Annotated in this window: 22 protein-coding genes; 13 read left to right on the plus strand and 9 right to left on the minus strand. The window is 60.2% G+C overall.

All coding sequences use genetic code 11. The features are described from left to right. Positions 1-4 precede the first annotated feature (4 nt). The 3 genes from DSD28_RS22100 to DSD28_RS22110 are packed head-to-tail and all read left to right on the plus strand — an operon-like array spanning position 5 to position 2864. Positions 5-793 carry an amino acid ABC transporter ATP-binding protein gene (locus DSD28_RS22100; protein WP_119258587.1) on the plus strand — a complete coding sequence of 263 codons (789 nt, stop codon included), beginning with the start codon at positions 5-7 and terminating at the stop codon, positions 791-793. Next, the gene (locus tag DSD28_RS22105; protein WP_119258588.1) at positions 790-1836 is read left to right on the plus strand and encodes an ABC transporter permease subunit; all 1047 of its coding nucleotides are present in this window, start codon (positions 790-792) and stop codon (positions 1834-1836) included. The genes DSD28_RS22100 and DSD28_RS22105 overlap by 4 nt, the downstream gene beginning before the upstream one ends. Continuing rightward, entirely contained in the window at positions 1833-2864 is a 1032-nt protein-coding gene (locus tag DSD28_RS22110; protein WP_119258589.1) for an ABC transporter permease subunit, read from the plus strand. Before DSD28_RS22105 ends, DSD28_RS22110 begins: the two co-directional genes overlap by 4 nt. Positions 2865-3068: 204 nt before the next feature. Here the strand turns inward: DSD28_RS22110 and DSD28_RS22115 are convergent, their stop codons facing one another. After that, positions 3069-3668, minus strand: a complete 600-nt coding sequence (locus DSD28_RS22115) for a TetR/AcrR family transcriptional regulator (RefSeq protein ID WP_119258590.1) — start codon at positions 3666-3668, stop codon at positions 3069-3071. 152 nt (positions 3669-3820) lie between these two features. On the opposite strand from DSD28_RS22115, the gene DSD28_RS22120 reads away from it, so the two are divergent. From DSD28_RS22120 to soxR, 3 genes are all read left to right on the plus strand, one after another. Beyond that, complete coding sequence (locus DSD28_RS22120) at positions 3821-4168, plus strand: DoxX family protein (protein WP_245424906.1); 348 nt, start codon at positions 3821-3823, stop codon at positions 4166-4168. A gap of 27 nt (positions 4169-4195) precedes the next feature. After that, a complete protein-coding gene (locus DSD28_RS22125; RefSeq protein ID WP_119258592.1) occupies positions 4196-5617 on the plus strand; it encodes an MFS transporter in 1422 nt (473 codons plus the stop codon). 79 nt (positions 5618-5696) lie between these two features. Continuing rightward, a complete protein-coding gene (gene soxR / locus DSD28_RS22130; RefSeq protein ID WP_119258593.1) occupies positions 5697-6212 on the plus strand; it encodes a redox-sensitive transcriptional activator SoxR in 516 nt (171 codons plus the stop codon). Here the strand turns inward: soxR and DSD28_RS22135 are convergent. From DSD28_RS22135 to hydA, 5 genes are all read right to left on the minus strand, one after another. Continuing rightward, on the minus strand, positions 6191-6715 hold the full coding sequence (locus DSD28_RS22135; protein ID WP_119258629.1) for a flavin reductase family protein: 525 nt from the start codon (positions 6713-6715) through the stop codon (positions 6191-6193). The two genes, soxR and DSD28_RS22135, sit on opposite strands and share 22 nt — an antisense overlap. A gap of 24 nt (positions 6716-6739) precedes the next feature. Further along, a complete protein-coding gene (locus DSD28_RS22140; RefSeq protein ID WP_119258594.1) occupies positions 6740-7135 on the minus strand; it encodes a c-type cytochrome in 396 nt (131 codons plus the stop codon). A gap of 264 nt (positions 7136-7399) precedes the next feature. Beyond that, positions 7400-8293 carry a sugar kinase gene (locus DSD28_RS22145; RefSeq protein ID WP_119258595.1) on the minus strand — a complete coding sequence of 298 codons (894 nt, stop codon included), beginning with the start codon at positions 8291-8293 and terminating at the stop codon, positions 7400-7402. Positions 8294-8312: 19 nt separating this feature from the next. Then, the gene (locus DSD28_RS22150) at positions 8313-9041 is read right to left on the minus strand and encodes an SDR family NAD(P)-dependent oxidoreductase (RefSeq protein ID WP_162911511.1); all 729 of its coding nucleotides are present in this window, start codon (positions 9039-9041) and stop codon (positions 8313-8315) included. A gap of 2 nt (positions 9042-9043) precedes the next feature. After that, a complete protein-coding gene (hydA, locus tag DSD28_RS22155; protein ID WP_245424907.1) occupies positions 9044-10420 on the minus strand; it encodes a dihydropyrimidinase in 1377 nt (458 codons plus the stop codon). Between the two features lie 133 nt (positions 10421-10553). Between hydA and DSD28_RS22160 the strand changes: the two genes are divergently transcribed. The 7 genes from DSD28_RS22160 (at position 10554) to DSD28_RS22190 (ending at position 17941) form a co-directional block, all read left to right on the plus strand. Then, a complete protein-coding gene (locus DSD28_RS22160) occupies positions 10554-11456 on the plus strand; it encodes an IclR family transcriptional regulator (RefSeq protein ID WP_119258597.1) in 903 nt (300 codons plus the stop codon). A gap of 371 nt (positions 11457-11827) precedes the next feature. After that, entirely contained in the window at positions 11828-13180 is a 1353-nt protein-coding gene (locus DSD28_RS22165; RefSeq protein ID WP_119258598.1) for an ABC transporter substrate-binding protein, read from the plus strand. Positions 13181-13300: 120 nt separating this feature from the next. Continuing rightward, positions 13301-14182, plus strand: a complete 882-nt coding sequence (locus tag DSD28_RS22170; protein ID WP_119258599.1) for a carbohydrate ABC transporter permease — start codon at positions 13301-13303, stop codon at positions 14180-14182. Between the two features lie 3 nt (positions 14183-14185). Continuing rightward, the gene (locus DSD28_RS22175) at positions 14186-15013 is read left to right on the plus strand and encodes a carbohydrate ABC transporter permease (RefSeq protein WP_119258600.1); all 828 of its coding nucleotides are present in this window, start codon (positions 14186-14188) and stop codon (positions 15011-15013) included. Continuing rightward, positions 15010-15948, plus strand: a complete 939-nt coding sequence (locus tag DSD28_RS22180; protein WP_119258601.1) for an NAD-dependent epimerase/dehydratase family protein — start codon at positions 15010-15012, stop codon at positions 15946-15948. The genes DSD28_RS22175 and DSD28_RS22180 overlap by 4 nt, the downstream gene beginning before the upstream one ends. After that, positions 15945-16877, plus strand: a complete 933-nt coding sequence (locus DSD28_RS22185) for an N-carbamoyl-D-amino-acid hydrolase (RefSeq protein WP_245424908.1) — start codon at positions 15945-15947, stop codon at positions 16875-16877. The genes DSD28_RS22180 and DSD28_RS22185 overlap by 4 nt, the downstream gene beginning before the upstream one ends. Further along, a complete protein-coding gene (locus DSD28_RS22190; RefSeq protein WP_119258602.1) occupies positions 16874-17941 on the plus strand; it encodes an ABC transporter ATP-binding protein in 1068 nt (355 codons plus the stop codon). Before DSD28_RS22185 ends, DSD28_RS22190 begins: the two co-directional genes overlap by 4 nt. Positions 17942-18358: 417 nt before the next feature. Here the strand turns inward: DSD28_RS22190 and DSD28_RS26290 are convergent, their stop codons facing one another. Genes DSD28_RS26290 through DSD28_RS26300 form a run of 3 tightly spaced genes read right to left on the minus strand, consistent with a single transcriptional unit; the run spans position 18359 to position 19072 of the window. Continuing rightward, positions 18359-18676, minus strand: a complete 318-nt coding sequence (locus DSD28_RS26290; RefSeq protein WP_245424909.1) for a substrate-binding domain-containing protein — start codon at positions 18674-18676, stop codon at positions 18359-18361. Beyond that, positions 18663-18896 carry a hypothetical protein gene (locus tag DSD28_RS26295; protein WP_245424910.1) on the minus strand — a complete coding sequence of 78 codons (234 nt, stop codon included), beginning with the start codon at positions 18894-18896 and terminating at the stop codon, positions 18663-18665. The genes DSD28_RS26290 and DSD28_RS26295 overlap by 14 nt, the downstream gene beginning before the upstream one ends. A 38-nt stretch (positions 18897-18934) precedes the next feature. Beyond that, positions 18935-19072, minus strand: coding sequence for a hypothetical protein (locus tag DSD28_RS26300; protein WP_245424911.1), 138 nt, complete (start codon positions 19070-19072; stop codon positions 18935-18937). Between the last annotated feature and the right edge of the window lie 76 nt (positions 19073-19148).

Raw genomic sequence — 19148 nt, forward strand, 5'->3', positions numbered from 1 at the left:
TCAGATGAAAACCAATACAGCCTGCAAGGATGATCCCGGCGTCGCCTGCGGCACGGACATTGCGGTGGACATCTCCGGACTGTGCAAATGGTACGGCGATTATCAGGTGCTGGACGGCGTCTCGCTTACGGTCAGGCGCGCTGAGAGGATCGTGATTTGCGGCCGGTCCGGCTCTGGCAAATCGACCCTGATCCGTTGCATCAACCGTCTCGAGCGTTACCAGGCGGGCCGTATTGTCGTTGACGGCATTACGCTCAACGACGACCTGCGGCGCATTGACGAGGTGCGCCGCGATGTCGGCATGGTGTTTCAGAGCTTCAATCTCTTTCCACACATGACCATCCTCGAGAACTGCTGTCTCGCGCCGATGCTGGTGAGGGGGATGAAGCGCCCGGAGGCCGAAAGGCTCGCGCTGCACTTCCTGGAAAAGGTGAAGATCCCCGATCAGTCCGGAAAATTTCCGGTGCAGCTTTCGGGCGGCCAGCAACAGCGTGCCGCCATCGCCCGCGCGCTTTGCATGAAGCCCAAGATCATGCTGTTCGACGAGCCGACTTCCGCGCTCGATCCCGAGATGATCAAAGAAGTGCTTGATACGATCATTGCGGTGACCGACGAGGGCATGACCATGCTTTGCGTGACGCATGAAATGGGCTTTGCGCGCAGCGTGGCCGACCGGATCGTTTTCATGGAGCAGGGACAGATCATCGAGGCTACCGATCCGCACAGTTTCTTTACAGCGCCGAAGCATAAGAGCGTGCGCCAGTTCGTCGAACAGGTAAGGACCATAGCATGACCTCATTTCAGAGACGGGGTCTGGTCTGCGCTCTCCTCGTTCTGGCGCTGGGTCTCGGCCTGGTGCTTTCCGTAGAGTACGGGTTTTACCTGTCGGCATCGGGACTGACGATTTCTTCGTTCGTCCTGCCCTGGGACCCGTCCTGGTCTTATCTGGCAGCGTTTGCTGTGGCGGCGGTCAATTCGCTGGCGGCCGGCCTTATCGCGATCCTGTTCTCGACCTTGATTGGGGTGGGAATCGGCATGCTGGGCACGCTTCCCAACCCGACCGCCAGGCTGATCTGCCAGCTGTATGTCGGCGCCTTTCGCAACGTGCCGGTGCTGTTTGTGATCCTTCTGTTCTATTTCGTCGGCATCCTTTTGCCCTCGCCCGCCAAGGCATCTGGCCTGCTGGAGCTGGTGTTCCTGTCGAACCGCGGTTTCGTTCTTCCCGAATTCCATCTGGCCGGAACGACCGACCTGGCGCTGGCCGGACTGGCACTTGCAGCGGGGCTGGTGCTATGGCGGTTGCCGGTTCCCGCACTGACCCGGCTGTGCGGCAGCGTGCTTGCCGCACTCGTGATCTGCTGGCTGTGCTTCGATGCCGAAGCTCCCGAACAGGGCAAGTTCGGCTTCCGCAGCGGATTTGAGATTCCGCTCGAGTTTCTCGCCCTGACCGCAGCCTTGTCTTTCTACTATGCCGCCGAGATAGCAGAGATCACCCGCGGCGCGATCGGTGCGGTCGACAAGGGAATAATCGAAGCCGCCCGCGCGCTCGGGCTGCACAGCTTCGACCGCTTCCGGAAGATCACCGCACCGCTCGCCCTGCGTTTTGGCTTACCAGCAGCGCTCAACAGCTATCTGGTGGTGATGAAGGCCACCTCGCTGGGCGTTGCGATCGGCTACACCGAGCTGTTTTCGGTGGCGCGGCTGTCGATGTCGGCCTCGGGACGCATCATCGAGTGCCTCAGCCTGATGGGACTCTATTTCTTGCTGATCTGCGGAACGCTTTCGCTGGTCGTGAACTATGTCAACACCAGGCTGAGAACACAGGAAAGACAATGACTAGCCTTTCAGCCCCTTCGCACAACCGGGTCCACCGGATCGGTTTCCTCCTCTTTCTCGGCCTGCTAGCGGTTCTGCTGCAGCCTTTTTTCCGCTGGGCCTTTCTAAATGCGAGCTGGAGCGGCGATGCCGAGACCTGCCGGGCCGGTGCCGGTGCATGCTGGGCCTCCATCCGGCTGCGGCTGGAGTTTTTGATTTATGGTTTCTATCCGACCGACCTGCGTTGGCGCCCTTTCACCGGGTTGATCATTCAGGGGATCGCGCTGGTATCGATCTGGGGCGTACCTAGCATTTGCAAAAGCCTGTCGCGCAGCTATCTGGCGGTGCTGGTGGCCTTCGTGCTCTCGTTCTGGGTGCTGGCCGGCGACGGCATGCTCTTGATCAATGTGCCCTCCCGGCTCTGGACCGGCTTTTCGCTAACCGTCCTGCTCGCCTTCGGCGGCTTTGTTCTGGCGTTCCCCCTCGGTGTTCTGCTCGCCTTCGGGCGCCGCTTCGGCAATGACTACGTCGCTGCTATCTGCGGCTGCTATATCGAGGTGATGCGGGCGCTGCCTTCGGTGGTGACGATGTTCGCGATCCTGGTCATTGCACCCTACCTGCTTCCAGCCGCGATCGGCGAGAATGTCTTCCTGCGCATCCTCCTCGGCTTCGTGCTGGCGATGTCGGCCTTCTATGCCGAGGCCCTGCGCGGCGCGTTCCTGACCTTCGACAACGGCCAGATCGAGGCCGCCCAGTCGCTCGGCCTGAAACGACTCAGCATCCACTGCCGGATCATCCTGCCGCAGGTGGTGATCCTGTCCTTCCCGGCCCTGATGAACATCAATCTGATGGTCTTCAAGGACACCGTGTTGATCCTGACTTACGGCTACTACGAACTTCTGGGTGCGGCCAACGCCTCAGTCAACACCCAGGAATGGAGCAGCTTCGCCATGGAGATGTTCCTTGTCGTCTATCTGGTGTTCTTGGGTTCGGGCATGCTGATCTCGACCGTCGGGCGGCGGATCGAAGAAAGCCTGCGACGGGTCTGAACCCCGATGGGCTGGCCGGTCCCAATTCCGGCAAGTCCGATCCGATGCGACGTCACCGGCACCTATCCTGGCGCATGCGCCCGGACGTGCCGGGATTTCACAGCTTACCAATGGCACAGTGCCATTATTGGCCCCGATCGTCCGCAAGGCAGGCAGCAGCGCGTCGATCCTGTATGCGGACGACGTGAGGGTAGAGGCAATAGGCTACTGCCTCGGCTCGAGAAAGCGCCGGACCATGGTGGTGATGAGCTTGCGGCTTTCGTCGAAGTCGATACCGGGAACCATCAGGGGCAGCATGGGTGTGGCGTCGACGATGGCGATCAGCATGGCGGCGGTATGTTCGGAGTCGAGACTCGCATCGACCTCGCCGCGCGCCTGACCGGCTTTCAGCGTATCCGATAAAAGCCGACGCACTCCGTCCGAATTGCGAGCGAGGATGTTGCGGATCCGCTCGTTACGCCCCGCCTCGGCCAGGAGCTCGAAGAGGATGCGACAGTGCGCGGCGTCGTCCCAGCTCTTCATGCTCCAGATTTCGGAAAGGAGCACCGTCGCTACGTCTCCCGCCTCCCGCTGCCGCTCGAAGTGGTTATGCAGCGTGGAGAGGTAATCATCGGCCATCTGCTCGACAATCGCCTCCTTGCCGGGGAAGTAGTGGTAGAGATGGCCCGGGCTCATCTCCGCCTCCTTGCAGATCATTGAGATCGAAGCTCCCTGCAGACCATGCCGCAGGAAGCAGCGATGCGCAGCCTCGAGAATCTGCTGCCGTTTTCCCTCGTGCTGCTCAGGGACGAGTTTGCGTGCCATGTTGCCTCCAACAAAAATAGAATGATCGCTCTATCTATATTGACGATAGAGCAAGACCGGAATATTAGAATGAACATTCAATCTATTATGGAACGCGCCGCAGGTCCAGTGCGGCCGTCTTCAAGGCGCGGGGTATCATGGCCAAATCGACCTTGTCATTTTCCTCTATCCTCGCTTGGCTGCTGGCGGCCTTCTTCCTGTTCGGGTTTTATGGAAATGCCTTCATCACCGTCGACTATGCGGCCGCCTATGCGCGTTGGGGCTACCCGAACTGGTTCCACTATCTCACCGCGGCGCTCGAACTTGCCGCCGCACTTCTGCTGATCGGCAGCGGTACGCGCATCTACGGCGCCGGGCTCGGTGCCGTGGTGATGGCGGCGGCGACACTGACCACGCTCGCCCATGGGGACTACTCCCACACGACGGCGCCTGCCATCGTGCTCCTCGTCTCCCTCACAGTCCTCGCGCTCAGCCTCGCGGCGCGGCGCAGGACCACTTGATCACTCCCCTCATTTCGGAGCAGACATATGAATGAACCAGTGCAATCGGCCGGTCCGGCCGAAGGAACGAACGCGTCCCTATCACAGGCCGATACATGGTCGGACCTCCTCACCGGGCGACATCTTGCCATCGTGACGGTTCTGGCGAGCGGCGTGCTGATCTACGCCATGAACCTCTATTTCACGGCCGCGCTGATGCCCTCCATCGTCGCCGATATCGGCGGCCAGCACTACTATGCTTGGGTGACGACATCCTTCGTCGTCGCTGCCATTGTCGCCTCGCTGTTCGTTAGCCGCATTCTCGATTGGAAGGGGCCAAGGGCGGCCTATGTACTGGGCTTCCTCACCTTTGCGTTTGGGGCCGCTGGCAATGCCTTGAGCCCGACTATGGAGCTGCTAATCGCCGGCCGTGTCGTCCAGGGACTCGGCGGCGGCCTCCTTGCCGGCCTTGGCTATGCGGTTATCCGCTCCGCCCTGCCCGAGCAGCACTGGGCCCGCGCGACGGGCGCCGTATCGGCCATGTGGGGTCTCGGCACGCTCTTTGGCCCCGCGCTCGGCGGTATCTTTGCCGAACTCGGCCTCTGGCGCTGGGCCTATGGCGCCCTGGCCTTTGCGGCGCTCGTTTTCACCATCCTTGCACAACGGTGCTTTGGCGGGGTCGCCGGGGCCCGCCACCGTGCGCCCGTGCCAGTCGCCTCGCTCGTTCCGCTAGTGCTCGCCATCGTCGCGATCAGCCTCAGCGCCGTCGTCCCGATTGGTTGGCCAACTCTGGCGATGGTGGGTGCAGGCTTGGTGCTTCTGGTCCTTTTTGTCACCGTCGAGCGGCGCGCGCACGATACCATCCTGCCGCGCATAACCTATCGGCGCGGCAATTCGCTGAAATGGGTCTACCTCACCGTCGCCGCGCTTAGCGCCGGCGTCATGGTCGAGACCTTCATTCCGCTCTTTGCGCAGAAACTCGCAGGCCTCGCCCCCCTTGCCGCGGGTCTTCTTGGCGCGGTGCTTTCCCTGGCCTGGGTCATCGCACAGCTCTTCGTCGTATCGGTATCGTCAGACGCAGGACGACGGCGCGCCATACGCCTCGGCCCGCTGCTGCTGACCGCCGGCCTCATCGCCTACGGCCTGCTGCAGGCGGAAGGAACCGACCTGGCGATAATCACCCTCTGGGCCGCCGTGCTGGCGGTCGCCGGCGCGGGCATAGGGCTTGCCTGGCCGCTGCTCGGCGTCGCTGCCATGAGCGCGACCAGCGACCCAGCGGAAGCCGGCAAGGCAGCAGCGGCGATCACGACGACTCAGCTCATCGCCTTCTCCGTCACCTCCGCCTTCGCCGGAACACTGATGGCTGCGGGCGGCGACTCGGTGCTGGAGGCCGCGCGCTACGTGACACTGGGCATCGCCCTCCTCACCCTCGCCGGCATTCTCACCGCTGGCATCGCGACGAGACGATAATCGGAGCCCGCCACACACCGCCGCAGCCGCGCATTTCGCAAAGCTGCGGCGAATGTCTATTCGTCGAAGGATGCCACGGATGGAAAGAACCTGCCCCAAGACCAGCCTGACGGTCGGCGACGTCGCGCGCCGAAGCGGCATCGCCATCTCGACGGTACATTTCTACGAGGCAAAGGGCTTGATCGCAGGCTGGAGAACAATTGGAAATCAGAGGCGCTACCACCGCGCCGTTCTCCGGCGCATCGCTATCATTCGTATTGCGCAGCGCGCGGGCCTACAGCTCGGTGCGATCCGCGATGGGCTTGGGGGCCTTCCGCAGGATCGCGTTCCCGACAAGGCGGATTGGCGGCGGCTTTCCGAAAACTGGCGGCAGATGATCGAGGACCGCATCGACTGTCTGACGCAATTGCGCGACCAGATCACAGGCTGCATCGGTTGCGGCTGTCTTTCGCTAGAGGAGTGTCCGCTGCGCAATCCGGATGACATTCTCGGCCGGGAGGGGACGGGGCCACGACGGCTTATCGCAGCCCCGCCCTCAGACGAAGACGAGGGCGGCCCCCGGGCGCGGGGAGGTCATCGCCGGGTCCGCGCATAGGCGCGGTCATGCCAGAGGAGCGGGCGCACGCCTTCGGAAATATCCGCTGCGGTCACGCGCCCGGCAAAAAGCATGTGATCGGCAATCGGCATGGCGCCGGCAAGCATGCAATCCAACGAAACGGCGGAAGCGAAGAGGCGCGGTCGGCCGGACCGCCACCATCCCCATATGCCCATGAGATAACGGCTCTCTGGGGAAACCTTTCCCGCGAAAGCGTCGGCGATAAGCTCCTGCCCCTCGCCGAGCATGGCGAGCGAAAAGCCCTGGCTTGCTTCGATGGTCTGGGCCAACGCACTGTCCCGCGTGATCGAGACGAGGATCGTTGGCGGATCCGCGGTAAGGGAAAAGGCCGCCGTCACCGTGCGGCCGGGGCAAAAGCCGGCGCATTCGGCGCTGACGACGCAAACGGTAGAGGCCATGCGCGCCATGGCCGAGAGGAAGACGGGCCTGGTAATCACGGGCTCAGGACGGTCCCGGTCATGTTCTAACGTGACGATGTTCATGGTCATGCTTTCCCGACAATGGCATCAGTCGCGATGCCGCTTAAGATAGGCGATGATGTCGCGAATATCCTTCGCCTTGCCGAAACCGGGAAAGGCCATCCATGTGCCCTTGATCATCGCCTGCGGCCGCTTCAGAAACGTCGCCAGCTCCGCCTCGGTCCAGACGAGGCCGTTTGCGGCGGCGGCACGCATGGCGTCGGAATAGGGATAGTCCGGAGAGGCCGCCGCTGGTCGCTCGACGACGCCTTCAAGCAAAGGGCCGCGACGGCTCTCGTTGGCATCCGGTCGGTGGCAGACCGAGCAGCGCTTGAAGAGCCTTTCGCCTGCAGCGAGGTCGGCGGCATCTTCAGCAAATGCATTGGGGGTGGTGGAGAGAAGAAGAAGGCTCGCAACAAGGGATGCGAGGGAATGGCGATCCATGGCCGAACTCCGTTGAGGTTGAGGCCATATCCCTATAGTTCCTCAACAATAGTTGAGGTCAATAGCGACTTTCCGGAAATTGCCGCTCATCCCGCGGGCGGAGATGCGCGCACGCGGCCGGCCGAGCGTACGGCGAAAGACGGCGGAAAAGGCACGCGGATTGTCATAAGCAGCATATCGCTGCAGCGGGCAAAACACTTCCCTGGCACCTGAAAAACAGGCAATTACAGACGGGCACTAGCCCAGCTCAGGACGCCGATATTGCTAACCGATAGCCCCATGACGACTAATCGCGTCCAGAGCCAGTCTGTGACCCGCGTAGACCGAGCCAACGATTGTGTCTCCGAGCGTACGCGCTGCTAGATAGCCAGCATTGAAGGCATCGCCCGCGCCGGTCGGGTCCACGACTTGGATGGCTTGTTCGAGCTCGATTTCCTCAGTCCTGCCCTCAGAGATAACGGCCATCAGGCTCCCACCGTTCTTCACAATGACCTCCGGAACACCCCATGTCGAGTATCGCTCCGCGCACGCGATCGGCGAGGCGTCCCTGAAATGCTCACGCTCGTCGCCGAAGCTCGGCAGAACGATATCGGCCAGTCTAGCGGCATTGGACAGGACGGCTCGCAATTGACTTTGCGAACTCCAGAGTTCGCGGCGAATGTTCGGGTCGAACACCACCCGGGCGCCCCTCAGCCGAGCGCGCTTGACGCTGCGCAGGAAGGATAGCCGCCTTGCGAGCGGCAATATTGCTAGGGTGATACCGCTGAAGTAGATGACGTTCGCGTCGACCATCGCCTGCCAGAGCACGTCTCCGTCGTCCGCCAGGTGGCGTGCGGCTGAATTCTTGCGCCAGTAGGTGAAACGCCGGTCGCCATTTTCCTGATGGATGATGTAAAGGCCGGGGAGGTAGGCCTCGAGCTCCGGGCTTCCCGCAAGTTCGATCCCGCTCTGCCTGATAAAGCTCCGCATGGCCTGCGAGTGGATGTCGCGTCCGGTCGCGGTGAAGAATGCAACCTCCCAGTCCGCAGCCGAAAGGAGGCGCCTCATATACCAGGCGGTGTTTAGGACGTCGCCGGCAAAGACGAGTTTCAGGGCACCCGCCTCCCCCGAAATCTCGATCATCGCTTCGCCGATGAAGAGAGCCTTTTGCACAGTCATGCAATGTTGCTCCAAGTGATCACCACATAACGTCGCCGCCGTTTGGGGACAGGCTCTGCCCGATGATGAAGGCGGCCTCGTCACTGGCAAGGTAAAGGTAGGCAGAGGCGACCTCTTCGACGGTGCCAATGCGCCTAATTGGCAACTGGGAGATTTTCCATTCCTTCCAGGCGGGGTCACTGGCATGCCACATCGGTGTGTCGGTCGGACCCGGGCATACGCAATTCACAGTGATACCTTGAGATGCGACCTCCTGGGCAAGCGAAACACTGAGGGCGACGAGTGCAGCTTTGGAGGCGCAATACGCGGCTTGCTGTGGCGCGGGTTTGTGGGCCAATTGCGACGCCGTGTTGATGATGCGGCCAAAGCCCCGTTGCAGCATATGGGGGAGCACGGCCTGTATCGCGTGCAGGGTGCCATCCAGATTCACATCGAAGACACGCCGCCACTCCTGTAGGGGCACCTCATGAAAATCTAGTGCCGGCGTGCCCGTCCCGGCATTGTTGACGAGGATGTCGATATGGCCAAGCGTTTCCAGCGCCCTGTCGACGACAAGTCGAACGGCTTGTGCATTCGTCACATCGCAGGCGATGCGGATTGCCGTTTCGCTTGACGACAACTCGTCAGCTTCGAACCTATCCGCGACACAGACCCGGATGCCGGATCTCTCGAAGCGATCGCGGACGGCAGCCCCGATACCGGATTTTCCGCCAAAGATCAGTGCGGTTCGGCCTTTGAACTCCGGCATAGTCATTGCTCCACTCGCGCGCGCGGAAGAAACCGACCATACCCAGGTTGGCCGCAAAATTCACCATTATCGACGATGACTTCCCCGCGCAGCAGGACCGAGACCACACGGCCCCTGACATTCAGGCCTTCATAGGCCGAATAGTCCACCGCATGGTGAAGATCGCTATTTCGAATGGTCCATTCCGCATTCGCATCGAAGAGGACGAGGTCGGCGTCACTGCCGACCGCGACATTGCCCTTGCGTGGCGCCAGGCCGAAGGTTCGTGCCGGGCGCGAGGACGCAAGATCGACGAACTGCTCGATCGTAATGCGGCCCTGGACGACGCCTTGATATAGGAGCACGAGACGTTCCTCTATGCCGGGAAGGCCGTTAGGGATCTTAGTGAAGTCAGCTCGCCCACCTTGTTTTTGATCGTAAAAGCGGGTCGAGGAATGGTCGGAAGAGACCGTTTCGAACAGGTTGTGGCGAAGGGCGAGCCAGAGCGCCTCCCGGTCCTTTTCCGTCCGGGCTGGCGGTGAGAAGACATATTTCGCGCCCTCGAATCCGGGCTGGTCGAGGCTTTCTTTCGTCAGGAAAAGGTAATGCGTGCAAGTCTCAGCGAGAACCGGCGCACCGCGCAGCTTGCCGCGAACGATTTCGTCGAGCGCCTCGGCGCAGGTGACATGGACAACATAGAGCGGTGCACCGGTTATCTCGGCCAATGCAATAGCGCGCGCCGTCGCCTCGGCCTCGGCGCGCGCCGGCCGGGTTTCGGCATGGTATTTCGGCGCGGTCTTGCCCTCTCGCAGATATTGCTGCTGCAAGTGATAGATGGCATCACCGTTTTCGGCATGGACCATGACCATGGCGCCGCACTGCCGCGCCGTTGTCATGGCCGTCATCAGCGCATGGTCATCCACCATGGCGCCACCCTTGCCGGACATGAAGAGCTTGAAGCTTGTGATGCCTTTCTCCGGCAATGTCGCCAGTTCCTTAGCGATCGCCTCGTTAAAGTCCGGAATAAGCATGTGATAGCCGAAATCGATCGCGGCCTTGCCCTTGGCCTTACCGTTCCAGTTTGCCAAGCCCTCCGCGAGCGTGCCGCCCGGCGTCTGTTGGCAGAAGTCGATGAGCGATGTTGTGCCGCCACAGGCCGCGGCAATTGTCCCCGAGCGGAAATCGTCGGCCGTCATCATGTTGAGTGACGGAGCATCGAGATGTGTATGGACATCGACGCCGCCAGGCAGAACCAGCAAGCCCGCCGCCGACACCATGCGTCGCGCCTCGGGCAATGTTCCCCCTATCTGCACGATGCGGCCGTCGTCGACGCCGATATCAGCCTTGAATGTCCCCGCGTTCGTCGCGATGGTGCCGTTGACAACAATTAGATCGATCATATATATCATTCTTTATGCAGAACATTGTACTATGCAAAGAACATAAGAGGCCTGTTACCCTCCGTCAACGGCTTTTCGATTACAAACACCGAAAAGCTGTGATAGGCCTCGACCCTCGCTCAAGGTTCTCATCATGACGTCTTCTCGCCCCCCTGTGGCCACCAACCCAGACTCGCCTTTGCAGGCCCCTGAAAAACTGACCCATGACGGCACCCACTGGATGGTCACATCGAGTGTTGGGGAGGGACGTAAGCCGGGTCTCGGCCTGGTTCCAGCCTTGGATAAGGCGATCGCCATCATCGAATATCTGAACTGGCAGCCGGACGACGAGGCGACGCTTGCCAACATTTCGTCGGCGCTGGAGATCACCAAGAGCCATTGCCATTCAATACTGAAGACACTGCAGGAGCATGGCTGGCTGCGATTTGACGAGCGGGCCAAGACCTATGCTCTGCATCCCGGACTCCTTGGCAGCGTCTCGAAGCTCCTGGCGATTCCGATAATTGACATCATCCGAACCGAGATTTCCAACCTGGTGTCCGCCATCCGGCTTCCCTGCGTATTATCGCAACCCATGCCGGACGACACATTCATGCTGATCGACAAGTTCCACGACCCGATGCGCATCGAGGTTTCCCTGCCGATAGGCTTTCGCTATCCGCGGGATGCGTCGGCGCAGATGCGCGCCTACCTCGCCTGGATGCCTGAGGAGAAGATCCAGGCCTGGTTCCAGGACTGGAAGCCTGTGCGATATACTGCTGCGACACTGATGACGCAGAAGGATATCGTCGGCGAACTGCAAGCAACACGGCAGCGGGGCTATGCCCGAAGCCGCGCCGAGTTCACGGATGGCCTCATGGCGCTCGCCCTACCGATCTTCGGAAAGAGCGGCGAGGTGGAGTTCATCATCAACTGCTCGGCACCCATCGACGTGATGAGCGCTCTCGAGGGAGATGTATCGACCGCAATGCGGCGGGCGGTGCAGAAAATCCACCAGCAGACCCTGGCGCGCCTGCCGCGAAACTTTCGCGGATAGGCTACCGGGCAATTCGGACCTTAGCTCTTCCTCTGCGCGGTTCTCAATTACCGAATCGCCTCGCACTTTCCTGAGCGCGTGCTTCAAGTCGCGCGGCTCCCGCGCGATCGACGCTCGGCCCGGACACGCCAGACGCATCGCTCCTGCAATGCGCATTCTTTCCGATCCTAATTCCGGTCGAAGCCGACCGAACAGTCACGCCGTACGCAGCAACGGGCGAGGCATGCATCAGAGCGTCGAAAAAATGCGGCCCGCAGCACGAAAATCGGCGTGCAGCGGGAAAAATCCACTTGACAGAAAAATTCCAGATGGTTGAGTAATCCGTATACAGAACACTATTCTTTATACAGAACACAACGAAAGGGGATGAAATGTCGGTCTCAGGGAAACACCTACAATCAGCTGCCCGCTTGCGAGGAGCAAACAGCTTGATCGCCGCTGTCGGCCTAGCTGCGCTGGCGCTTTCGCCCGCATTCGCCGAGGAAATCACCATCGCGACGGTGAACAACCAAGACATGGTGATCATGCAGGAGTACTCCAGCGTGTGGGAGCAGAAGACCGGCAACACCATCAACTGGCTGGTCCTGGAAGAGAATGTGCTGCGCCAGCGCGTCACAACCGACATTTCGACCAATGGCGGCCAGTTCGACATCATCACCATCGGATCCTATGAGGCGCCTATTTGGGGAAAGAACGGCTGGCTTCTTCCGGTCGACGACCTTGGCACGCAGTATGACTATGCGGACATTTTCGAGACAGTGAGGAAGGGGCTTTCCGTAGACGGAAAGATCTTCGCCTTGCCGTTCTACGCCGAAAGCTCGATGACCTATTATCGTCGGGACCTTTTCGAGAAAGCGGGCATTTCGATGCCCAACCAGCCGACCTATTCGCAGATCGCCGAATTTGCCGCGAAGATTCATGATCCGGATAACAAGGTCTATGGCATCTGCCTTCGCGGCAAGCCAGGTTCTGGCGAGAACATGGTCCCGATCATGACTTCGGTAAACACACATGGCGGCAAGTGGTTCGATATGACGTGGAACCCCCAGATCAACGGTGAAGCCTGGCATAAGGCGGTAAACCTCTATGTCGATCTGCTCAACAAGTATGGCCCGCCAGGGGTAACGTCCAACGGCTACAACGAGACCCGCGCACTTTTTGCCAGCGGAAACTGCGGCATGTGGATCGATGCCACCGTCGCTGCAGGCTACCTCTTCGACCCAGCGGAGAGCAAGGTTGCAGACACGGTCGCATTTACAAAGGCCCCAGTCGCAGACGTTCCCAATGGCGCTGCGCTGCAGTGGGCATGGGCGCTCGCGATTCCCAAATCGTCGATCAAGGCCGAGGTCGCAAAGAGCTTTATGGCCTGGGCAACTTCGAAAGAATACATCCGCGAAGTCGGCGAAAAGAAGGGCTGGATTCTGATCCCACCGGGGACCCGGAAGTCCACCTATGACCTGGCTGAGTACCAGAAGGTGGCGCCCTTCGCGAACTTTGTCAAAGACGCAATCCTGTCGGCCGACCCGACCAATCCCAGCAAGGATCCTGTGCCCTATACCGGCATAACATATGCGTCAATTCCGGAGTATCAGAGCATCGGCACCGAGGTCGGTCAGCAGATTGCGGCGGCCCTTACTGGCCAGCAGACAGTCGCTCAGGCGCTCGCAGCCGGTCAAGCCTTCACCGAAAAGACGATGGAACAGTCGGGCTACTTGAAGAAGTAGACAACTTTTCCTCCCGGAGTTGCGCTCGGCCGTCACCTTGGTCGGGCGCAGCTTGCGGATGGCATCGGAGATTATACATTGAACTCGACATCATCAGCCGTCCAGCACGGCATTGCCCAGATGGAGTCTTCCACCAGGGCCGAGAGCATCGGGCCGAAGACCTATCTTGTGGCGCCTTCCGTCGCGGTGCTGCTGGTCTGGATCACCGTCCCGACCGTCATGACCTTGTGGTTCTCCTTCCAGCACTACAATCTGGTCAACACCGCCGGCCGGGAATTCATCGGCTTCGCCAACTATCTCTACTTCTTCAGCTCGAGCTCGCTCACGATCGCGGCGCTGAACTCGATTTACGTGGTTCTGGGCGTTATCGCGATCACCGTGTGTCTCGGCATAGGACTGGTCCTATTGCTTGACCGGGACTTCACAGGGGCCAGAATTGCCCGCGTGCTGGCGATCTCGCCCTTCTTCGTAATGCCGACGGTCGCAGCGCTGATCTGGAAAAACCTGCTTCTCGATCCGGTTAACGGATTGTTGGCGACCGTGCTGGGCCTTGTAGGGCTGCCGGCGGTGGATTGGTTCGGCACGTTCCCGATGTTTTCAATCATCGTCATCATTGCATGGCAGTGGATCGGCTTCTCGACGCTGATCCTGCTGACAGCTCTTCAATCTCTCGACCATGAGCTGAAGGAAGCCGCGGCGATGGATGGCGCCGGCGCCTTCGCAACATTTCGTTTCATCGTGCTGCCGCATCTCGCGCGGCCGATCGGCATTATCGTGATGATCGAGACTATCTTCCTGCTGTCGGTCTTCGCCGAGATATTCGTGACCACATCGGGTGGGCCAGGCCTCGCCTCGACCAATCTTTCGTTCCTGATCTACGTGCAGGCGCTGCTGCGCTTCGACGTCGGTCTGGCATCCGCTGGCGGCGTCATTTCGATCATCTTGGCCAATGTCGTCGCCTATTTCCTGGCCAAGACAGTGTCTCGCTCGCTGGAGATTTGACCCATGGAAAAGCGCGGAACGTCATCCTCGACAGTCTTGAATTTCATCGCCGGCTGGGGCGCGGTGATTCTTCTCATCTTCCCAATCATTTGGATGTTCCTGACCAGCTTCAAGACCGAGATCGACGCCTTGTCACCGGAAGCATCACTGATCTTCCAGCCGACGCTGGATAATTACCGAACCGTGCTGGCCCGATCGAATTACCTCACCTTCGCGCTTAACAGCGTCTACACGTCCGTCGCCGCGACGCTGCTAGCGCTGCTAGTCGGCTTTCCGGCCGCCTACAGCATGGCGTTCCTTCCGACCGCGAAAACGCGGCAGACGCTGCTCTGGATTCTGTCCACAAAGATGATGCCACCCGTCGGCGTGTTGGTTCCGATCTACATTCTGTACCGCGACATGGGGCTCATCGACTCGCATCTTGGCCTGATTCTGCTCTTCATGTTCGCCAACCTGCCGATCGTGGTCTGGATGCTGTACTCGTTCTTCCGCGACATCCCCCGCGACATCCTCGAGGCCGCCCGCATCGACGGCGCCGGTCTATGGGAGGAATTCCGATATGTCCTCATCCCGCTCTCCGGTCCTGCGCTCGCGTCCACGGCGCTGCTGTCAATCATCCTCTGCTGGAACGAAGCGTTCTGGAGCATCAACCTCACCACGACCAAGGCGGCGACGCTCGCGGCTTTCATCGCCACCTACTCGGCACCACAGGGCCTGTTCTGGGCCAAGTTGTCGGCCGCCGCAGTGCTTGCGATCGCGCCCGTACTGGTCATGGGCTGGATTGGCCAGCGCCACCTTGTCCGCGGCCTGACATTCGGAGCTGTGAAATGAATGCGACCAAATCTGATTTGGAGAGGCCCACGATTTTGGTCACTGGGGCCCAGGGACTGATCGGGAAAGCCGCCGCGCGGGATCTGCGCGGCGCAGGTTTCCGCGTGCTGGCGACCGACCGCCTTGCCTCGGCCGATTGCCAGGCCCTAGATTTCACGAACAGCGCGGCGACCGACGCGCTCGCCGACAGTGGAATAGAGGCGATCGTTCACTGCGGCGCGATTTCTGGCCCCGCCGACGCCAGGAACAACCCGCAACTGATCGCGGCCGTCAATGTCGGCGGCACGATGAACCTGTTGGAGCTTGGGCGGAAGGCCGGTATCCGCCGCATAATCTACTGCTCGTCGACGAGCGTTTATGGTGACCTTGCCGGTGATGGCCCGGTCGTCGAGGATGTCCTGTTGCGGCCCAAGAGCCTTTACGGCGCCTCGAAGGCGGCTGGCGAGCTCCTCGTCGCCGGTTATGGCCAGCAGTTCGGCTTCAGCAGCATCGCGCTTCGGATCAGCACAGTCTATGGCCCTGACCGCAGGCACTTCTGCGCCGTCCGCACCCTTGTGGATGCAGCTGTTCAGGGCCGCAGGGGAATATTGGAACACGGCCTCCATGACTTCAGGCAGTATGTGCATGTTGATGACGTGGCGGCGGCGATAGTTCTGGCGCTCGAGGCGGATCGACCCAAGCGATCGACTTACACAATCACTGGGGGTGAACGACGGGATCTTGGCAGCATGGCTGGTCTAATTTCTCGCCTCGTTCCGGGCTTCGAATACCTGATCGGCGGAAGCCCAGATCCTGGCGAGGATCGTCATCCGACCTTCTCGATCGCCGCTGCCGCGAGCGATCTGGGCTTCGCGCCCCGAATTTCCATGGAACAGGGCATTGCCGCGTTGATCGCTCACGTTCGCGCCCACGGCCCCATATCGGAGCAAGCATGATGGAGCGTGTCCTCAGAATCGCAGCAGCACAAATGGGTCCGGTCAATTCCGGTGAGCCGCGGAGTGCCACAGTCGGCCGCATGATGGGGCTGCTCGATCAAGCGGCGGATGAAGGTTGCACTCTCGCGGTCTTTCCGGAACTTGCTCTGACAACCTTCTTTCCCAGGGTCTATCTCGCCGATCTTGCCGATGCGGACGGTTTTTACGAGCACGACATGCCGAACGCGGATGTGCAGCCGCTATTCGATCTGGCGCGACGTCGGCGCATCGGCTTCAGTCTGGGCTATGCCGAAATCACAACCGATGACGAGGCGACGCATCGCTACAATACGCAGATCCTCGTGGACCCCGATGTCGGGATCGTGGCCAAGTATCGCAAGGTCCATTTGCCTGGGCATACCGATTATCGGCCTGCAGATCCGTTCCAGAATCTTGAAAAGTACTATTTCGAGGTCGGCAATCTCGGCTTTCCCGTGGTCGATGCTTTCGGTGGCCGAGTAGGAATGTGCATCTGCAACGACCGCAGGTGGCCTGAGACCTATAGGATGATGGGTTTGAACGGTGTCGAGATTATTGTCCTTGGATACACGACGCCGCTTCACAATCCTCGCGCCGAACAGTCGGCGGAACTTCGCATGTTCCAGAGCCGATTGTGCATGCAGGCGGGCGCCTACCAGAACTCCACCTTCGTCGTCGGCGTCGCCAAGGCTGGCAGGGAAGACGGTGTCGACCTGATGGGCGGATCCTGCATCATACATCCAGACGGCCGCGTCATCGCCGAGACAAGCGGGGTAGACGACGAAATCGCGGTAGCGGACTGCAACCTCGACGACTGCCTAAACGGCAAGGCGGAAGAATTCAATTTTGAGCGAAACAGGCGTCCTGAACTCTACGGCGGCCTGCTCGCACCCCACAGGAGTATTCGATGACGGCAGTCAACATAGAAGGTTTGAACAAACATTTCGGCGCCATCCACACGCTCAAGAACATCAACCTCCATGTCGAGGAAGGAGAGTTTGTTGCTCTTGTCGGTCCATCGGGTTGTGGCAAGTCAACCCTGCTGAGGATCATTGCCGGGTTGGAGAGCTCCGACGGCGGTTCAATCAGGATAGGCGTGCGTGACGTCACACAGCTACCATCCAAACAGCGCGATATCGCCATGGTATTCCAGAGCTACGCGCTTTATCCGCACATGACAGTAGCGGAAAACTTGGGTTTCTGCCTTCGCATGCAGAAGCGACCGAACGGCGAGATCCGATCGAAGATTGTGGAGGCCGCGCGCATCCTGCATCTCGAGACGCTATTAGATCGACGTCCCAAAGAACTGTCGGGCGGACAGCGACAGCGCGTTGCCATGGGGCGTGCGATCGTCCGCGACCCACAGGTGTTCCTTTTCGATGAGCCGCTTTCGAATCTTGATGCAAAGCTTCGCGTCATCATGCGGGCAGAGATCAAGGAGGTGCAGCAGCGCCTGAAGACGACAACAATATATGTCACGCATGACCAGATCGAAGCCATGACCATGGCCGACCGGATCGTGATCATGGACAAGGGCGAAATCGTACAGGTCGACACGCCTATGGAGCTCTATCGCAGGCCCCGGAACACCTTCGTCGCCAGCTTCATAGGGTCTCCCCAGATGAACTTCATTGATGCCAAGCCCGACGGGAAGGGTGGAGTTGCGCTCGGCCAACACCTGGCGTTTCAGCCAGGTTCTGACGTATCCCAGAAGGCGGGCGAATTCGTCGTCGGGATCCGCCCGGAAGATTTACTCCTCGACGAGGAAGATGGCCTGCGAGCGAAGGTGACGCTCGTAGAACCGACCGGCGCACAGACCTATATCCATGCCTGCACCGAAGACGGCAACAGCCTGGTCACCATCGAAAACGGAGACCGGAGGCTCCGTATCGGAGACCAGATCCGCCTGAAGCCCATCATTCGGCACCTGCATCTCTTCGATCGGGCTTCCGGCGAACGCGTGACTGTCACCTGAGTGTGCCGGTGAGCACGTGGAGTTATGCATTCGGCGGGATCGACGAGCGAGAGCGGAATGGCACGCTTCGCGGCGGCCGACTGCCAGGTTCATTGGACAGAGGCGACCCTTCGTCGACTGCAGGTCTCCTTATATTGACCGATTTGAGGATGCAGATGTGCAGAACATCAAAATTTCTCACAGCGACCTTTGCGCGTCTGATACGACCCCACGGCGCTGTATGTGGTCTGGGCAGGCGATTTCGTCTGTGTGTCCAGTCAGGTTCCCACTATCGTGGCGAAGTTAACGTGGGTGGGCATCGTCGCGCAGACCGAATAAGTGATCGCCAACTCAAGGCCGTGCCGCCTGACGACAATTCGCGGCCGCGGTGCAAGCACCGCGGCTACCATCAGTGCCCTGACCCGGATCTCGGCAGGTTCAAATCGGCCTGCACCTCGCGGCCACTGGAGAGTTGTCGTACCCAATGATAGCAAGATCCTCGGGCACCCGGACCCCGTTGGTTCTGGCAGCGTTGATCAAAGGCACGGCGTCGAGGTCCGACCAGACGAAGACGGCTCTTGGACAATCCCTGGTTGCTAGGAAGTCCCTGATCGCAGCTTCACGGGTTTCGGCCACCGGTGGCAGCCGGATGATCTTGCTCTCCAGCCCAGCCTGTTTCATTGCCTCCAAGTAGCCCATCTCGCGTTGAAGCGCGACGACCTTCGACGGGGAACCGAGGAAGTCATAGCCGAGCATCGCTACGTCCCGGTAGCCTTGGCTCACTGCATGTTCTACAGCGAGCGCAGCCCTTCCGATCGTCGGAATTGACGGTGTCATAGGTTTGGGCGTGCGACTCATGATGGGCGATCACGCCGATTGGAATTAGGCGCGCATAGCGCTCCAGCACCTTGCCGGAGATACGTGGCGCAATGATCAATACGCCATCCATCCGGTTGTCGATCATCGACTCGATCATCGACGCCTCGATCGGGCTTGCCGAACGGCCGATACCGATCAGCGGCTCTCGATCACGCCTGCAAGAAACGGGTTCGACAGATCAATCACGAGCATGCCAATCGTATAGGTGCGCCCGCGCATGCCTCTTGCGGCGACCGATGGTCGATAGTTCAGCTTCTCGATCGAGGCTTCCACCTTGTTCCGGAGAACCGTACTGATGAGATTGCCCGGTTGAAGAAACTGCCGCCGCGACCGCCGTTTCGCCGTGAGG

The sequence above is a fragment of the Shinella zoogloeoides genome, from assembly GCF_003574625.1.
GTDB classification, from domain to species: domain Bacteria; phylum Pseudomonadota; class Alphaproteobacteria; order Rhizobiales; family Rhizobiaceae; genus Shinella; species Shinella zoogloeoides_A.

Coding starts and splice junctions, on each gene's coding strand:
- DSD28_RS22100 (WP_119258587.1), top strand. CDS start 5: ATGAAAACCAATACAGCCTGCAAGGATGATCCCGGCGTCGCCTGCGGC.
- DSD28_RS22105 (WP_119258588.1), top strand. CDS start 790: ATGACCTCATTTCAGAGACGGGGTCTGGTCTGCGCTCTCCTCGTTCTG.
- DSD28_RS22110 (WP_119258589.1), top strand. CDS start 1,833: ATGACTAGCCTTTCAGCCCCTTCGCACAACCGGGTCCACCGGATCGGT.
- DSD28_RS22115 (WP_119258590.1), bottom strand. CDS start 3,668: ATGGCACGCAAACTCGTCCCTGAGCAGCACGAGGGAAAACGGCAGCAG.
- DSD28_RS22125 (WP_119258592.1), top strand. CDS start 4,196: ATGAATGAACCAGTGCAATCGGCCGGTCCGGCCGAAGGAACGAACGCG.
- soxR (WP_119258593.1), top strand. CDS start 5,697: ATGGAAAGAACCTGCCCCAAGACCAGCCTGACGGTCGGCGACGTCGCG.
- DSD28_RS22135 (WP_119258629.1), bottom strand. CDS start 6,715: ATGAACATCGTCACGTTAGAACATGACCGGGACCGTCCTGAGCCCGTG.
- DSD28_RS22140 (WP_119258594.1), bottom strand. CDS start 7,135: ATGGATCGCCATTCCCTCGCATCCCTTGTTGCGAGCCTTCTTCTTCTC.
- DSD28_RS22145 (WP_119258595.1), bottom strand. CDS start 8,293: ATGACTGTGCAAAAGGCTCTCTTCATCGGCGAAGCGATGATCGAGATT.
- DSD28_RS22150 (WP_162911511.1), bottom strand. CDS start 9,041: ATGCCGGAGTTCAAAGGCCGAACCGCACTGATCTTTGGCGGAAAATCC.
- hydA (WP_245424907.1), bottom strand. CDS start 10,420: ATGATCGATCTAATTGTTGTCAACGGCACCATCGCGACGAACGCGGGG.
- DSD28_RS22160 (WP_119258597.1), top strand. CDS start 10,554: ATGACGTCTTCTCGCCCCCCTGTGGCCACCAACCCAGACTCGCCTTTG.
- DSD28_RS22165 (WP_119258598.1), top strand. CDS start 11,828: ATGTCGGTCTCAGGGAAACACCTACAATCAGCTGCCCGCTTGCGAGGA.
- DSD28_RS22170 (WP_119258599.1), top strand. CDS start 13,301: ATGGAGTCTTCCACCAGGGCCGAGAGCATCGGGCCGAAGACCTATCTT.
- DSD28_RS22175 (WP_119258600.1), top strand. CDS start 14,186: ATGGAAAAGCGCGGAACGTCATCCTCGACAGTCTTGAATTTCATCGCC.
- DSD28_RS22180 (WP_119258601.1), top strand. CDS start 15,010: ATGAATGCGACCAAATCTGATTTGGAGAGGCCCACGATTTTGGTCACT.
- DSD28_RS22185 (WP_245424908.1), top strand. CDS start 15,945: ATGATGGAGCGTGTCCTCAGAATCGCAGCAGCACAAATGGGTCCGGTC.
- DSD28_RS22190 (WP_119258602.1), top strand. CDS start 16,874: ATGACGGCAGTCAACATAGAAGGTTTGAACAAACATTTCGGCGCCATC.
- DSD28_RS26290 (WP_245424909.1), bottom strand. CDS start 18,676: ATGCTCGGCTATGACTTCCTCGGTTCCCCGTCGAAGGTCGTCGCGCTT.
- DSD28_RS26295 (WP_245424910.1), bottom strand. CDS start 18,896: ATGATCGAGTCGATGATCGACAACCGGATGGATGGCGTATTGATCATT.